This is a genomic window from Chroogloeocystis siderophila 5.2 s.c.1 (assembly GCF_001904655.1).
GTDB classification, from domain to species: domain Bacteria; phylum Cyanobacteriota; class Cyanobacteriia; order Cyanobacteriales; family Chroococcidiopsidaceae; genus Chroogloeocystis; species Chroogloeocystis siderophila.
In genome coordinates this window covers 99,978-117,137 of record NZ_MRCC01000010.1, presented here as the reverse complement: position 1 = coordinate 117,137, position 17,160 = coordinate 99,978, and the positions used below count along the sequence as shown (strand labels likewise).

At 45.0% G+C, this 17,160-nt stretch carries 7 protein-coding genes and 1 pseudogene; 5 read left to right on the top strand and 3 right to left on the bottom strand.

The window, feature by feature from the left end:
• Positions 1 to 377: 377 nt before the first annotated feature.
• Both rpoB and NIES1031_RS13555 read left to right on the top strand, forming a co-directional pair.
• Positions 378 to 3,677 (top strand): DNA-directed RNA polymerase subunit beta, encoded by a 3,300-nt coding sequence (gene rpoB / locus NIES1031_RS13565; protein WP_073549966.1) that lies wholly within the window; start codon positions 378 to 380, stop codon positions 3,675 to 3,677.
• 93 nt (positions 3,678 to 3,770) lie between these two features.
• A pseudogene (locus NIES1031_RS13555) lies at positions 3,771 to 9,758 on the top strand (DNA-directed RNA polymerase subunit beta').
• A 97-nt stretch (positions 9,759 to 9,855) separates the two neighbouring features.
• Here the strand turns inward: NIES1031_RS13555 and NIES1031_RS13550 are convergent.
• Entirely contained in the window at positions 9,856 to 11,460 is a 1,605-nt protein-coding gene (locus NIES1031_RS13550) for a cellulase family glycosylhydrolase (RefSeq protein WP_236738834.1), read from the bottom strand.
• 679 nt (positions 11,461 to 12,139) lie between these two features.
• Here NIES1031_RS13550 and NIES1031_RS13545 point away from each other — a divergent pair.
• From NIES1031_RS13545 to NIES1031_RS13535, 3 genes are all read left to right on the top strand, one after another.
• Positions 12,140 to 12,859 (top strand): hypothetical protein, encoded by a 720-nt coding sequence (locus NIES1031_RS13545; protein WP_073549961.1) that lies wholly within the window; start codon positions 12,140 to 12,142, stop codon positions 12,857 to 12,859.
• A gap of 680 nt (positions 12,860 to 13,539) precedes the next feature.
• Positions 13,540 to 13,731, top strand: a complete 192-nt coding sequence (locus NIES1031_RS13540) for a hypothetical protein (protein WP_073549959.1) — start codon at positions 13,540 to 13,542, stop codon at positions 13,729 to 13,731.
• A 370-nt stretch (positions 13,732 to 14,101) separates the two neighbouring features.
• Positions 14,102 to 14,485: a GOLPH3/VPS74 family protein gene (locus NIES1031_RS13535; protein ID WP_073549958.1), complete on the top strand. Its 384-nt coding sequence runs from the start codon at positions 14,102 to 14,104 to the stop codon at positions 14,483 to 14,485.
• Positions 14,486 to 14,513: 28 nt separating this feature from the next.
• Here the strand turns inward: NIES1031_RS13535 and NIES1031_RS13530 are convergent, their stop codons facing one another.
• Positions 14,514 to 16,061, bottom strand: a complete 1,548-nt coding sequence (locus NIES1031_RS13530) for an amidohydrolase family protein (RefSeq protein WP_073549956.1) — start codon at positions 16,059 to 16,061, stop codon at positions 14,514 to 14,516.
• A 3-nt stretch (positions 16,062 to 16,064) separates the two neighbouring features.
• Positions 16,065 to 17,144, bottom strand: a complete 1,080-nt coding sequence (locus tag NIES1031_RS13525; protein WP_073549955.1) for an extracellular solute-binding protein — start codon at positions 17,142 to 17,144, stop codon at positions 16,065 to 16,067.
• Between the last annotated feature and the right edge of the window lie 16 nt (positions 17,145 to 17,160).

The following is a 17,160-nucleotide window of genomic DNA, read 5'->3' as shown; positions in this document are numbered from 1 at the left end:
ACGAAAGGAGTGTCATGCGACAGACCAAAACGAAATACCCAAAACTTGATGCCTAAGAACAAATACTAGCGATCAGGCTTAGAATGTTCAAGCCTATTGATGTTGTAAGTAACCAACCACTGAACGGAGACCTCAAGCTGTTATGGCAATATCAACCATAGCTCTAAATCAGAGCCTTGTTGCTTCAAGAGTGATGCAGCCCTGCTACCGAGCTTAAGCTTATACCTTTGTGTTTATTGTACAAACAATGCAATCAAAAGGGCACAATTTCTTCTACAGTGCTTGTCCCTTAGCTGTTGACCACAACAGGTAGTGTATGAGGATCTTTGCCCAAAATCGACAAGCTTAACCACATAAAGTAAGTACGTATAAGAAGCATGACGAACGAAACCTATATAGAACCCACTTTTCTATTGCCCGACTTAATCGAAATTCAGCGTTCTAGCTTCCGTTGGTTTTTAGAAGACGGTCTGATTGAAGAACTTAACAGCTTTTCTCCGATCACAGATTACACAGGCAAATTAGAACTACATTTTATCGGTCAAAACTACAAACTTAAAAGACCTAAGTACGATGTAGATGAAGCAAAGCGCCGCGATAGCACCTACGCGGTACAAATGTACGTGCCTACCCGATTGATTAACAAAGAAACAGGTGAAATCAAAGAACAAGAAGTCTTTATTGGCGATCTCCCCTTAATGACGGATCGCGGTACCTTTATTATTAATGGTGCGGAACGCGTCATTGTCAATCAGATTGTCCGCTCGCCAGGAGTTTACTACAAATCCGAAGTTGATAAAAATGGTCGTCGTACCTACTCAGCGAGTTTGATTCCGAACCGAGGTGCGTGGCTCAAATTTGAAACTGACCGTAATGATTTAGTCTGGGTACGCATCGACAAAACGCGCAAGCTGTCCGCACAAGTATTACTTAAAGCACTCGGACTATCAGATAATGAAATTTTCGATGCGCTGCGCCATCCAGAGTATTTCCAAAAGACAATTGAAAAGGAAGGGCAGTTTTCGGAAGAAGAAGCCTTAATGGAGTTATACCGCAAGCTACGTCCTGGTGAACCACCAACTGTACTGGGCGGTCAACAGCTATTAGACTCGCGCTTTTTTGATCCCAAACGGTATGACCTTGGTCGTGTCGGACGCTACAAGCTCAACAAGAAACTCCGCTTGAGTATTCCTGAAACGACGCGAGTTCTCACGTCTAATGATATTCTCGCAGCAGTTGACTATTTGATCAACCTAGAGTTTGACATTGGCAATACCGATGATATTGACCACCTGGGTAATCGCCGAGTCCGCAGTGTTGGGGAATTACTTCAGAATCAGGTACGCGTTGGTTTAAACCGCTTAGAGCGAATTATTCGCGAGCGTATGACTGTATCGGATGCCGACGCTTTGACGCCTGCGTCTTTAGTTAACCCTAAACCACTCGTTGCCGCAATTAAAGAATTCTTCGGTTCAAGCCAATTAAGTCAGTTTATGGATCAGACAAATCCGTTAGCTGAACTGACACATAAACGCCGCTTGAGTGCGTTAGGTCCTGGAGGATTAACCCGCGAACGTGCAGGCTTTGCTGTACGCGATATTCATCCCTCGCACTACGGGCGAATCTGCCCGATCGAAACCCCAGAAGGTCCCAACGCGGGTTTGATTGGTTCTTTGGCAACCCACGCCCGTGTTAACCAATACGGGTTTTTAGAAACGCCATTTCGAGCCGTAGAAAACGGACGCGTCCGCTTCGATCAATCGCCAGTTTATATGACAGCAGACGAAGAAGACGATCTGCGCGTTGCGCCAGGAGATACTCCAGTTGACGAAAACGGTTATATTTTGGGAGCGCAAGTCCCCGTCCGCTATCGCCAAGACTGGACAACAACGACACCAGAGCAAGTAGACTATGTTGCTGTATCGCCCGTGCAAATTGTGTCGGTAGCAACAAGCATGATCCCCTTCTTAGAGCATGATGATGCGAACCGCGCGCTCATGGGGTCGAACATGCAACGGCAAGCAGTACCGTTGCTTAAACCAGAACGTCCCCTGGTCGGAACTGGTTTAGAAGCCCAAGCCGCACGCGACTCTGGAATGGTGATTGTGAGTCGCACAGATGGTGTGATTTCGTATGTCGATGCTAACCGCATTTGCGTTCGTCCCGATGGCAATGGTACCGAGATTGAGTATCAAATCTCAAAATATCAGCGCTCAAACCAAGACACGTGTTTGAACCAACGACCTTTGGTGCAAAAAGGCGATCGCGTCGTTGCGGGTCAAGTTATCGCAGATGGTTCGGCAACCGAAGGCGGTGAATTGGCACTTGGTCAAAATATCCTTGTTGCCTACATGCCCTGGGAAGGCTACAACTACGAAGACGCGATCTTGATTTCGGAACGACTCGTTCAGGAAGATACTTATACTTCAATTCACATTGAAAAGTATGAAATTGAAGCAAGACAAACTAAACTAGGTCCCGAAGAAATCACGCGGGAAATTCCGAACGTCGGGGAAGACGCACTACGACAACTCGACGAACAGGGAATCATCCGCATCGGTGCTTGGGTAGAAGCCGGAGATATTCTCGTCGGTAAAGTCACTCCCAAAGGCGAATCGGATCAACCCCCCGAAGAAAAATTATTACGTGCCATTTTCGGCGAAAAAGCCCGTGATGTCCGCGATAACTCCTTGCGAGTCCCCAACGGCGAAAAAGGTCGGGTCGTCGATGTGCGTGTATTTACCCGCGAACAAGGCGATGAACTGCCGCCTGGAGCAAATATGGTGGTACGCGTCTACGTCGCGCAAAAGCGCAAAATTCAAGTTGGCGACAAAATGGCAGGACGTCATGGCAATAAAGGCATTATTTCCCGAATTTTGCCAATGGAAGATATGCCGTACTTAGAAGATGGCACACCTGTAGACATTGTGCTAAATCCGCTGGGTGTACCTTCGCGGATGAACGTCGGTCAAGTCTTCGAGTGCTTACTCGGTTGGGCTGGAGAAAACTTAGGTGCGCGGTTCAAAGTAACGCCGTTTGACGAAATGTACGGCGAAGAGTCATCGCGAACGCTAGTGCACAGCAAATTAAGTGAAGCTCGCGATCGCAGCGGTAAAAATTGGTTATTTGACCCCGAAGCCCCAGGCAAAATCAAGGTATTTGATGGTCGTACGGGAGAGGCATTTGATCGCCCAATCACCGTTGGTATGGCGTATATGCTCAAACTCGTTCACCTTGTCGATGATAAGATTCACGCACGTTCTACCGGACCATACTCTTTAGTCACACAGCAGCCTCTAGGTGGTAAGGCACAACAAGGAGGTCAGCGCTTTGGCGAGATGGAAGTATGGGCATTAGAAGCCTTTGGTGCAGCGTATACCTTGCAGGAATTGCTCACCGTCAAATCGGATGATATGCAAGGACGTAACGAAGCACTCAATTCGATCGTTAAAGGCAAAGCCATTCCGCGACCAGGCACACCAGAATCCTTCAAAGTGTTGATGCGCGAACTGCAATCGCTAGGGTTAGATATTGCCGTCCACAAAGTCGAAACGCAAGCAGACGGTAGTACTACAGATGCCGAAGTCGATCTGATGGCAGACACTGGTAATCGCCGCACGCCTTCACGTCCTACCTACGAATCCTTAACTCGCGAGGCACTAGAAGACGATATGTAATCCGTCTAGGGGGAGAGGCAGAGTACATCGCTGTCTACCCCCGATCTCTTACCCCTGACTCCTTATTCCCTTCCAATTTCCAATCCCTTAGATATGAGACACGCGCAAACAACGCAGTTTGACTATGTGAAGATTGGTTTAGCTTCACCCGAACGCATTCGGCAGTGGGGAGAACGTACCCTGCCTAACGGTCAAATCGTCGGGGAAGTTACCAAACCAGAGACAATTAACTACAGAACACTTAAACCAGAGATGGATGGGCTATTTTGCGAACGCATCTTTGGTCCAGCAAAAGACTGGGAATGTCACTGTGGTAAATATAAACGAGTACGACACCGTGGTATTGTCTGCGAACGCTGTGGAGTAGAAGTTACCGAATCCCGCGTTCGCCGCCATCGCATGGGATACATCAAACTTGCTGCACCTGTTGCGCACGTTTGGTATCTCAAAGGGATACCAAGCTATATCTCAATTTTGCTCGATATGCCCCTACGCGATGTCGAACAAATTGTTTACTTCAACGCTTACGTTGTTCTGTCTCCTGGTAATGCTGAGACTTTAACTTACAAACAACTCTTAACCGAAGACCAGTGGCTCGAAATTGAAGACCAAATCTACAGCGAAGACTCGCAGCTGACTGGCGTAGAAGTGGGCATTGGTGCGGAAGCGCTAGCGCGTTTGCTATCGGATATCAACTTAGAAACTGAAGCCGAAAAACTGCGCGAAGAAATCGCTAACGCCAAAGGACAAAAACGCGCCAAGCTGATTAAGCGACTGCGGGTAATCGATAACTTTATCGCCACTGGCTCGCAACCTGATTGGATGGTGATGACTGTTATTCCTGTCATTCCTCCCGATTTGCGCCCGATGGTGCAGCTTGATGGCGGTCGTTTCGCAACTTCTGACTTGAATGACCTTTACCGTCGAGTCATTAACCGCAATAATCGCTTGGCAAGATTGCAGGAAATTTTAGCGCCTGAAATTATCGTTCGCAACGAAAAGCGGATGTTGCAAGAAGCCGTCGATGCGCTAATTGATAACGGGCGTCGCGGTCGAACTGTGGTAGGCGCAAATAACCGACCGCTGAAATCTTTGTCAGACATCATTGAGGGTAAACAAGGTCGTTTCCGGCAGAACTTACTCGGTAAAAGGGTTGACTACTCAGGGCGATCCGTCATTGTTGTGGGACCAAAACTTCATATTCATCAATGCGGTTTACCCAGAGAAATGGCGATCGAGTTGTTCCAACCTTTTGTCATTCACCGATTGATTCGGTCGGGGTTAGTCAACAACATTAAAGCGGCTAAAAAGCTAATCTCGCGAGGCGATCCAAGTGTGTGGGATGTCCTCGAAGAAGTGATTGAAGGTCATCCCGTCTTACTCAACCGCGCGCCGACGCTGCACCGCTTAGGAATTCAAGCCTTTGAACCGATTCTTGTAGAAGGGCGCGCGATTCAACTGCATCCGCTTGTCTGCCCTGCGTTTAACGCTGACTTTGACGGAGACCAAATGGCGGTTCACGTGCCATTGTCTTTAGAGTCACAAGCCGAAGCACGATTACTGATGCTGGCGTCTAATAATATTCTGTCACCAGCAACAGGTAGACCAATTATTACTCCTAGCCAAGATATGGTCTTGGGGTGCTATTACCTAACAGCAGAAAATCCCCACAGCCAAAAAGGTGCTGGACGCTTCTTTGCTTCGCTTGACGACGCGATTATGGCTTACGAACAAGAGCAAGTCGCACTTCATGCCAAAGTCTGGGTACGGTTTGATGGCGAAGTCGAATCAACAAAACCAGATACTGAACCGGTTAAAGTCGAACAAAATGATGATGGCACGGTAACAAAACACTATCGCGAACGGCGTACCCGTGAAGATGCTAATGGAAATTTGATTTCTCAGTTTATACAAACAACTCCAGGTCGCGTTATTTACAACAAAGTAATTCAGGAAGCGTTGCAGTAAAGCAGTAGGCAATGAGCAACGAGAACTAATTGCCGAACGCCAATCGCTAATAGGGATAGTAGAAAAATGGCAGAACAAAAGGGAATGATTTTTCGCAATCGGGTTGTTGACAAGGGGCAGCTGAAAAATTTAATCGCTTGGGCTTTTACCAATTATGGAACGGCTCGCACAGCCGCGATCGCTGACCGTTTGAAAGACTTGGGATTTCGCTACGCCACAAAAGCGGGTGTTTCCATTAGCGTTGATGACTTAATGGTACCTCCGAGCAAGCGTGCTTTACTCGAAGCCGCTGAAGCAGAAATTCGAGCGACCGAAGAACGCTATACGCGCGGCGAAATTACCGAAGTCGAACGCTTCCAGAAAGTTATCGATACTTGGAATAGTACGAGTGAAGCGCTCAAAGATGAAGTCGTCGATCACTTCCGTGCGACGAATCCGTTGAACTCGGTGTACATGATGGCATTCTCTGGGGCGCGGGGTAACATTTCCCAGGTGCGCCAGTTGGTAGGAATGCGCGGTTTGATGGCTGATCCTCAAGGTGAGATCATCGACTTACCGATTAAAACGAACTTCCGCGAAGGCTTAACCGTAACTGAGTATATTATTTCTTCTTACGGAGCGAGAAAAGGGTTGGTTGATACCGCACTCAGAACTGCTGACTCTGGTTACTTGACGCGTCGTCTAGTAGACGTTGCACAAGATGTGATCATTCGCGAAATTGATTGCGGGACAACGCGGGGGATTTCACTACGCGCGATGCGCGAGGGTGATCGCGTCATGATTCCGCTGAGTTCGCGACTGTTAGGCAGAGTCGCCGCAACCGATATCGTGCATCCCGAAACGCAAGAAGTCTTGCACAAGAAAAATCAGCCAATTTCTGACGAAGTTGCGAAACACATCGAGAAAGCAGGCGTTGAAGAAGTCATCGTGCGATCGCCTCTCACGTGTGAAGCGGCGCGATCCGTATGTCAACATTGTTATGGTTGGAGTTTAGCTCATGCCGAAATGGTCGATCTTGGCGAAGCTGTAGGAATCATTGCGGCGCAAAGTATTGGCGAACCTGGAACGCAGTTAACGATGCGGACGTTTCACACAGGAGGCGTGTTCACGGGTGAAGTCGCCCGCCAAGTACGCAGTGAAGTTGAAGGAACATTACGCATTCCTAGCCGCTTGCGGACTCGACCTTTCCGTACGCGTCATGGTGAAGACGCATTGATTGTCGAAGCCAATGGTTCATTAACGGTTGAGGCAACTTCCGGCGAGAAAGTCACAATTCCAGTAACACAAGGCTCGACGCTATATATCACCGACGGTCAAAAAGTAAAAGTTGGCGAACTTTTAGCCGAAGTTGCGATCGGTGGTCGTAACACCCGCGCACATACTGAAAAAGCGACCAAAGACGTTGCTTCAGACTTAGCAGGTGAAGTTAAGTTTGCTGACGTCGTACCTGAAGAAAAAACCGACCGCCAAGGTAATACAACAACTACCGCTGCACGCGGTGGCTTGATCTGGATTTTATCGGGAGAAGTGTATAACTTACCTCCAGGCGCCGAGCCATCGGTTGTTAATGGTACTCAGGTAGAAGCAAACAGCGTCCTGGCAGAAACACGGCTAAATACAGTCTATGGTGGTACTGTTCGCATACCTACAACCAGTGTCAACAACGGCAAAGGTGGACGAGAAATCGAAATTATCACTGCCTCTGTTGTGCTAGATACTGCTAAAGTCCGTGTAGAACACAGTCAAGGTCGCGATCAATATCTGATCGAAACCAACAATAACCAAATGTTCTCGCTGCTCGCGACTCCAGGCACAAAAGTGCAAAATAATCAAGTCGTTGCAGAACTAATTTCTGACGCATATCGCACCACGACTGGTGGTTTGATTAAGTATTCTGGCATTGAACTCGCGAAAAAAGGTAAAGCTAAGCAAGGCTACGAAATTGTTCAAGGCGGAACAATCTTGTGGATTCCTGAAGAAACTCACGAAGTCAACAAAGATATCTCGCTCTTGATGGTGGAAGATGCTCAATACGTTGAAGCTGGCACAGAAGTCGTTAAGGATATCTTCTGCCAAAACAGTGGTGTAGTCGAAGTCACTCAGAAAAACGATATCCTCCGCGAGCTAGTTATCAAACCTGGCGAACTGCTGATGGTAGACGATCCTGAAGCAGTGATGAACCGCGATGGCACGTTTGGTCAACCAGGTGAGGAGATTTTACCAGGTCACACACTCTCTGATTTGCGTTACATCGAGTATGTCGAATCACCAGAGGGACCGGCGTTATTACTACGCCCAGTCACTGAATTTGCGGTACCTGATGAACCCTCAGTGCCAAGCACGCAATCGAGTGCAGGCGCGGGTCGATCGATTACACTGCGAGCCGTGCAACGCGTTCCCTACAAAGACTCAGAGCGAGTCAGATCGGTCGAAGGAGTAGAACTGCTACGAACTCAATTGGTATTAGAAATTGAGCAAATGCAATCACCTGAACACACAGGTTCGCCCATGCTGGCTGACATCGAGTTAGTTCCCGATGAGGAAGATCCTAACGTTCAACGCTTGCAGCTAGTGATTCTTGAATCCTTAGTGATTCGGCGCGATATTGCGGCGGATGCGACTCAAGGTAGTACTCAAACGAGGCTCCTCGTCGAAGATGGACAAACAATCGAGCCTGGTGCTGTTGTCGCCCGTACTGAGATTCAGTGTAAAGAAGCAGGAGAAATTCGCGGTATCCGCGAGGGCGCAGAAGCAATTCGGCGGATCTTGGTTGTTCGATCTACGGATCAATTTACGGTAACAACGAAAGAGAAACCTCACGTCAAAGTCGGTGACTTACTCATTGCTGGTCGCGAAATCGCTCCAGGAATCGTTCTGCAAGAGTCCGGTCAAGTACTGGAAGTTAAAAGCCCGATGACGGCAAGTCAAGGTGCTGCCGATACTGCTTTAGCTAGTAACAATTACGAAGTCGTTTTGCGCATTGCGCGTCCGTATCGCGTTTCACCAGGCGCTGTACTACAAGTTGAGGATGGCGGTTTAGTTCAACGTGGTGATAACTTAGTACTACTCGTATTTGAGCGGGCTAAGACTGGAGATATCATTCAAGGTTTACCGAGAATTGAAGAACTCCTAGAAGCTCGTAAGCCTAAAGAAGCTTGCGTTCTTGCTCGTAGACCTGGAACAGTTGAAGTTGGCAGGTTGGAGGATGAAACAGTCGCAATTCGAGTTGTCGAAGATTCTGGCGCTGTTACCGAATATCCGATTGGACCTGGGCAGAATGCTGTTGTACCTGATGGCGCAAGGGTAGAAGTCGGAATGCCTCTCACCGAAGGACCTGCAAATCCGCACGAGATTCTCGAAATTTTCTTCGAGTATGGCACACAGCAAGGCGCGTATGCAGATGCTTTAGAAGCATTGCAGCAAGTGCAAACCTTCTTAGTGAACGAAGTACAGACCGTCTACCAATCGCAAGGAATTGATATTGCTGATAAGCATATCGAAGTCATCGTGCGACAAATGACCTCCAAAGTCCGTGTTGATGATGGTGGTGATACCACGATGCTTCCTGGTGAGTTGGTTGAACTGCGGCAAATTGAGCAAGTTAATGAAGCAATGAGTATTACCGGAGGTGCTAAAGCGCAATATACGCCAATGCTCCTCGGTATTACTAAGGCATCGCTCAATACCGACAGCTTTATTTCAGCCGCGTCCTTCCAAGAAACGACGCGAGTCCTCACTGAAGCCGCAATTGAAGGAAAATCAGACTGGTTGCGCGGTTTGAAAGAAAACGTGATTATTGGACGACTGATTCCTGCGGGAACAGGCTTTAATGCCTACGAGGAATTAACAAGTCCGATGAGTGAAGATCTCTCGCTTGATTCAGGAAGTGTCTTTGACGATGGCGAAGATTCGCTCGATGTTGTGCTTGATGACCGTACGGCTCGCGCTTACAATCTAGACGGCGGTTTGGGAGATAGTTTTAGCTTTGACCGTAATTCCTTTATTCAAGATGATGATGAGGACTTGATGATTAGTGATGAAATTGAGGACTTTGAAGTAGAAGAGGATGAAGACGAGGATGATTACGAAGAAGATGATGATGACGATATCTAAGCAATAACAACTTCTCATCAGCTAATTTCAAACTGAGATAAAAAGACCCTCTAATCCTATTTTGGTTTAGAGGGTTTCTTGATGAAGGAAATAAAGCTTATAGGCTAGAAACAGATACCTGTTGCGGGTGATAGTTTGCACCTTGCTTAGTTGCACAAAAACCAAAACCTCTCACTTGATTTGGTGCAATATTTTTTGCCCAATCTTCTGGAGAGAGTATGTAGTGCGATCGCTTATGGTGCTGCTTTTTGAATGTCGCGTTCCAAATATTGTTAATCGTTGCGTCGCGCATTTGGAAACTAACTTGCCAATCGTTTATCAAAGTACTGCTTTGATTAGCGACTTGTAAACTCACACAAAACCCTGTTTGCCAATCAGATTGTAATTGAGTTGTCACTTTGAGCTTGCGAGAAGGACTTTGAATCGGATTTTTGGATGCGATCGCGTCGCTTGCTGTGGCTGGAGCAAAAGGAATATTATCTAATAACCGACTTAACAAATTTTGTTTAGGTACATTAATACTTTGCCAATCATCTTGCAGAATCCCGCCTGTGTCTTCACTATTAGGATTCCAACTCCAATAGGTAAAGCTGAGATGATTTTTGTGAATGTACTTCACAAATTGCTGCTGCCAAATACCTTCTTTAGATAAATTATCGACATAACGACCGCCAAACTCCCCAACTAAAATTGGAGCGATATTTTGCGTAGCAATGTAATTAAACCCAGTTTCCCAACGATGGTAGAGATTATTAGGAAAAGTTTGCTCCCTAAACCAAGGCTGATTGTAAACTCCAGGACCGTATTCATGCGGAGAATAGACTAATTGACTAGGACGCGACAACCGCACGGGATAACGTCGCACACCTTCAAGATTACCTCCTTGCCAATGTCCTGATAATCGTTGTCCTGGAACATTGTTCTCGACACCTTCGACTACAATTAACCAGTTAGGATTGATCGCAAGAATCGCATTACCTGCACGTTCCGCAGCAAGTCGCCAATCAGTTGCTAAATCGTTAGTTCCCCAACTTGCACGACCGTGAGGTTCATTTTTTAAATCGGCACCAATGACATTAGCTTGATTTTGATAACGAACCGCTAGCATTTTCCATGTATCAATCCAGTCTTGCTCCGTAAATCCATCACCGTACCATAATTCAGGAATTTGCCGATCATTCAACCGATGACTGTCTAATAAAATAAACAAGCCTTGACGCTGTGCTTCTTGAATGATGCAGTCCATGACTTCTAGGGGTGTTTTCCCTTCAAGTTCTTGATTAGCACCTCTTTTGTAGTCGATTCCACTGGTAGTTGTGCTCCTCAGTGATTGTACGGAGTAAGGTAAGCGAATCGTGTTATATCCTAGATGCTTGATTTGAGCTAGCATTTCCTGATAATCACGTAGCCATAAACCGTGCGGTATATGTAACTCGGTTTCTATTCCAAACCAATTTACACCCCTGAGTAACACTTGATTGCCTTTGGTATCAATAATTTTTGAGCCTTGAGTAGACAAAGGAAGCTGTATTGTTGTATCTGCGCGCGTTATTGCTCTTGTTTCTTGCCATAGCGCAGGAATTATCAATACAGTTGTCGTTAAAACGAATAAACATAGCAACTGTGCAAATGTTATCTTGCTACGGCGTTGGTCATACTTCTCCCCCCACAGAAAGTGCCAGCGATGACTTCCGTTAAACAAATAAGCACTTGAGAGTAAAAATTGAACTAATTTATTCAGTATAAATACTAGTAAACTTAGTAAACGAGTCAAATGAACTAAAAAAGGTTTAGTCATACTTATATATATGCAGCAAATTAGTTACAGTTCCGTTCAGCATGAAGTGCAATATTCTCTTTGAAGTCAGGAATATCCTTGGAGTAGTTGTGACAAAAGTATCTAAAAGAGCCTTTGCAACAGTTATTGCACGTATTTAAATGAAGTTTATGAGCCGCCAACTTATGCGTCAGGCTTTCTATTGAATATGATAGGCTTGAGTATCAAAAAGTGCCTCTATCGCTTAGAGCGCGATCGCACACTATTATCTTTCTACCTCACTCCAAATCATTGCAGCATAAGTAATTGCAACGATTTAGTACAACAGTCGTTGACTTACTTCACTAAAAATCCTTACAATAGATTTAAGTAATTCCACGTAACTTTACTTTTTCTATACAGACAATTGCGCTACCAAAGTTAAACTTGGTGTAGAAAACAACGAGCCGATTAAACAGCACAAATAAAAATGAGTTTCATTAGTATTCTATTACTAAATATTGACAAATAATAATCATTAAATTAAAGCCTAGTATTTACTTTAGTTTTCAAAACATTCTTTCCTTTTCTTATTTCCTAACAACATCACTTACAATTATTAAATATGACTGCATCTATCTTCAAAAAATTTGTTTTGCCTCCTGTACTTCTTTCTGCTGGAGTTTTTGCTACACTAACTTTACCTTTAGCTTTACTAGGTTCTAAACCTGTAGAAATTCAGTTACAAGAAGAACCTGTTTTTCACGGTCAACTTAGAGATATTGCTACTCCTTATCTTGGCTTATCAAGCTTATTAAGTTTAGGAACAGGACTTGCAAGTGTTGCAGTTGCAGGCTGGCAACAATCTTCCCGTAAATCAGCGCAAGTAGAGCAGCAGTTATCTGGATTGCAACAACATTTACAAGAAAAAGAAGAATTATTAAAAGAACTCAAACTTTCTGAATATCGCTTAGCAAATTTCGGATTAAATTCATTCTTAGATGGTGAAATATCCAATTCTGCTTCAGAAAATACAACAACTTCACCACAGCATTCATCGCAGCCAGTAGAAGCTATCAAACCGTTCATTGTCATTACAGAAGAGCCAAAAGAAGCGCCTAGTTCAACAGTTCAATCAGCTACTGCACAGTTTGCTCTAGCACAAACATATCTAGCATACACGCAAGCAACTTTTACTCAAAAGCAGCATAATTCACAAGTTTCCGAGTTAGCGCCTGCACCTGAACCATCGCCAGTCGAGGAACTGCAAGAGCAATTACAGCAAATCATCGCTCAAATGGAAACTTTTCACAAAGCATTACAAACAAATGCTTCAGTCAAATAGAGCCATAATGATTAGCTATTTCTTCTACGTTGCTACTCATTGTTAAGTAATAGATAGTCATAGGTAAAAGACAGAAGGGAGCATGTCACCTTTGCACTAAGTAGAAATGCTTAAGGAGGACAGGAGGACTGGAAAAGTTAGGCTATATCGGCGAAAATCAAAGCAATCTACTCCCCAGACAAAGCGAGGAATGCGAATGGAAAGATGACAAAGCGATTGCCACAGACCAAGGAATGCTCGCTAACTTTCAAAATAATGCTCAATTGATTGATTGGACTTTAGCTCATCGTTGTGCTTATCTGAATGGGTTAATTGGCTCACCATTGCCCAGCCGCTCAGCATAATTGCTTGTAGAAAAAGTGACATGCTCCCGATCTATCATCCTTTATTCATTAACATCCATACAAGATTGGTAATCGAAAGAAAAATAACTAGAGGTTGACTAACAGTTCAGGTAGACATTTGTTAAGCAGCTTGTTATGTCTACATTACTTAATAAAATAGCATTTACTTTTGGTAATCATCTCTCATTTTTCCAGACACGTAATACGAGTTGTCATTTTTGTTTGCTGACACAGTGTACTAAGAACTACAAAGCTATTGGAAAACAAAATGTATTTTGATAAAAGCGCTGCTGGAAAGTTTGGGATATAAAAAATGAAAGTTCGCCGCCACTCTGGATGATTGATAATAATCTCAATAGTGTAGCCAAAGCTGTTCAGATTAAAAGTACAATTGCTTGGTGTTTTGGAATTAGCTTATTATTAACAATCGCGATCGCTTTCTTAACAGGTGATTATGAGTCAGCGAGTGCCAGAGAATCAAGGACGTTACCTGTGAAAGCGGTTGTTGTCACTTTATCTGAAAACTAGCAAAATTATAAAGCCCTAGCGTAACGCCAGGGCTTTGGTTGTACATATTGAGTTCAGTATAGAGTTTAGAGAAGCAAGGCAATTATAACGTCTATACATATATCGGTCTAACAAGGAAGAATTATGCAATGAGTTGTGTAATTATTCAGAATATTTTCAGGTAAAATTGAGATTCTCTAGGTGCTTCCCTGGAGGTGCGCTTGCTACTCAAAACAACTTAAGAGTTTGCCTCACCCACAAATCAAAATAATGCTGAAATGTTCAAAATCATAACTTTTAACTCTGATCTCTAGATGGCTGAATCAATTGCCGCTGCATCTCTTCCTTACGGTTTAATGAGTGCAGTGCTGATGGAGTTAGTTTTGCAAGATTGAGCAATTTAGTAGAATTAGGCATACTCAAGCAGCACAAACAGCGGATCTTAGGTGTCTTTCCGGTTCAGCGATACCCAATCGCCGATGCGATCGCCAAACAAACTATCATCAATCGCTTGCGGATGGTGGTTTTGCACGATGCGCAACTTGAAGCTCGAACGACAGTGCTCATTAGCTTGATTAAAGCTTGCAACTTGACGCACCATCTATTTGTACCAGAAGAACGACGCGAAGCGCGGCGGCGAATTGATGCGATCGCCAAAGGCGAACAAATAGGTAAGGCAGTTTTTGATACTGTTATCAGCGTACAAACCGCAGTCAGTGCAGGGATAATGGGTGCGATCGGTGCCTCTACAACTTCAACCTCCTCGAATTCATAGAATCGCAGTCCAAGGAACATAACAAGACTTATTCAGTACGATTCATGTCGATAGGCGAGGGTTGATTATCAGGAGTAAGGATTGCTGGATCGACGGTTTGGGATAAGCAGCGATTATAAATTCGACGGTAGTACGGTAAAAAATTTTGAACCGTTGCTTCAGATGCTTGGATCGCGGGTAAAATCTGATGATGTACTTTGCAGATTGCTTCAATCAAGGCTTGCTCGTTAACTTGAGTTAGCTTACCGTTGCGCATAACAGCAATGCCATCAACGACGACTAAATCAACAGCAGCACCCGTTTCTGCATACACGAGTTGCCGTAATGGATGATTCAACGGTACAAAAGATAGTGCATCGAGTCGGTAGCCGACAAAATCAGCTTTATAGCCAGGGGCAATTTTTCCGAGTTGCGCAACGCCAAAGGCTTTAGCCCCACCTATTGTTGCAAACTCAAAGGCTTCTTCGGCAGAAATCCAGTGTTCTGGAGCGGTTGTCGGTGACTTGTTGAGCATCGCCGCCGCCTGTACGACAGAGAGCATATTCAGACTATCTCGCGATCCACAACCATCACTCGCAAGCGCAATGTTGACTCCTGCGGCTTGAATCGCCCGCACCGCCATTCTACCGCTACCAAGTTTGAGGTTAGATAGTGGATTGTAAATGACACTCGCTCCCGATTCAGCAATAAGTTCTACATCATGCGGTGTCAGCCAAACACAATGTTGCAAAGCAACGCGATCGCTTAAAAAACCCAAATCGGCTAAATACTCGGTCATCGAACGCTGGTAAAATAATTGACCCGTAACCGCTTGTAGACGTGTTTCGAGTAAATGCAGCATTACAGGTAGATTGTATATTTTTGCGAGTTTCTCAAGCTCAACTAGGAAAGATTTACTACAACGCTGCGGTGCTGAAGGTGCAACGATATATCCGACACGATGTTGATTTGGGTGGCGCGTTTGTGCGAGATGTTGCGCAATAGTTAAGAGGCGATCGCGATTGGGTAAAGCTTGGCTATCAAGCTGTTCGCGCAGATGTTCTGGCATTTCTTCATCAAAGAAAGGGACAGCGCGGTAAAAAGGAAGATCGCATAAACTAACGCTCACTAACGCGCGTAACCCAATATCTTCATAAGCTTGAAAAACCGCATCAATACACTCCATAGAATAATGAGGAGCATGATTGACATCATCGACAACAAACGTTGTTCCTGTGCGAATCGCTTCGATCGCTCCAATCATCGTGCGTAGATAAACTTGCTCTGGCGTTAGAGCAGGCGGTGCAACTGGCGGGCGCACAAAGTGCATCCACAACTCCAGCGGCAAATTATCAAATCGTCCTTTATGAAAATGCTCGTGCGAATGAAAGTGTCCATTAATCAAGCCAGGAGTTATTAACAACCCCGTTGCATCAATGACACTACAGCCTGGAGGAATCGCTAAATTCGCAGCAACTGCGACAATTGTCCCCTTATCAATCAAAATATCTGTATGCAGTTGCGGTGATGCATCTCCTGATGCTAATACCAAAGCATTTTTAACGATCAACTTATCTGTTATTGCCGAAATACTCATTCGTTAAACCACAACTTCACGATTGAAGCGTTCAATCCACGTTGGCAAGTTTTTACTAATTGTTTGCCAATCGAGAGGAATAAGTTTATCAACAACCGCCTCGGTTGTATTACCTAGTCTTTCGGCAATGAAACCAGAAATTTGAGCTTTGCTATTCGTTGGGACAAAATAGTAAGGTGCTGAAGCCATTTGCGTTTGCACTTCAGGGCTAATTGCTGCATCGATATACGCAGTAGCGAGTTCGCGCTCTCTAGGATTTCTGACAATGTGCATTGACGGGCTAATTAATAGTGCACCCTCTTGCGGAACAACCCAATCTACTTCCGTTCCTGCGGCTGTGAGAGGAGCCATATTATTCAAATAATGCGGAGCGATATCAATCTCTCCTTGCTGAAACAAAACCGAAAGCGCACCAGGATTAGAAGCAACCGCAGCAACGTTTGGTAGTATTTCACGAATTGCCTCAAAAGCAGGTTCAATATTGTTTTCACCACCGCCGCGCATCCGCGCAAGTTGCACCATAAAAGCAGTTCCTACGGTACTTTGCATGCTCACAAGCCCAAGACGACCTGCATATTCTGGCTTCCATAAATCTTCCCATGATGTCGGTGGTGTGGAAATGCGTTCAGTATTATAACCAATACCAATTGCTTGAACAGCTATAGTAGGTCCCCATTGATCCGCTTTTGTTTGATACTGTGGTAACAGATCTTGAAAGTTTTCACTCAGGTCAACAGGAAAAGGTTGTAAAATTTCCTCAACTGGAGCATTGCGAAACGGTCCTTCATCTAAAAGTGCCACATCATAAGGAGGGCTATTAGCTGATGCTGTGAGTTGTGCAACTTGGTCAATTGCTAATTGCGGTACTAAGTTCGTCGTAGTTCCAGTTTTTTCGGCAAAGTAAGGCACTAAAATTGTCCGATGTGCTTCTTCCCAACTTCCTGTAAAGGTTGCTGCAACAAGTCTACCACCATTGCCTTGCGATGCTTCATTCCCACCACAACCTTTGAGCAGTAAGCTTGTTCCTGCAAAAAGTCCAGCCCCCAAAAGAGCGCGACGCGACATCCGTATTAAATCAGACATAAGTCGTTTTCTGAGT

Coding starts and splice junctions, on each gene's coding strand:
- rpoB (WP_073549966.1), top strand. CDS start 378: ATGACGAACGAAACCTATATAGAACCCACTTTTCTATTGCCCGACTTA.
- NIES1031_RS13545 (WP_073549961.1), top strand. CDS start 12,140: ATGACTGCATCTATCTTCAAAAAATTTGTTTTGCCTCCTGTACTTCTT.
- NIES1031_RS13540 (WP_073549959.1), top strand. CDS start 13,540: ATGATTGATAATAATCTCAATAGTGTAGCCAAAGCTGTTCAGATTAAA.
- NIES1031_RS13530 (WP_073549956.1), bottom strand. CDS start 16,061: ATGAGTATTTCGGCAATAACAGATAAGTTGATCGTTAAAAATGCTTTG.
- NIES1031_RS13525 (WP_073549955.1), bottom strand. CDS start 17,144: ATGTCTGATTTAATACGGATGTCGCGTCGCGCTCTTTTGGGGGCTGGA.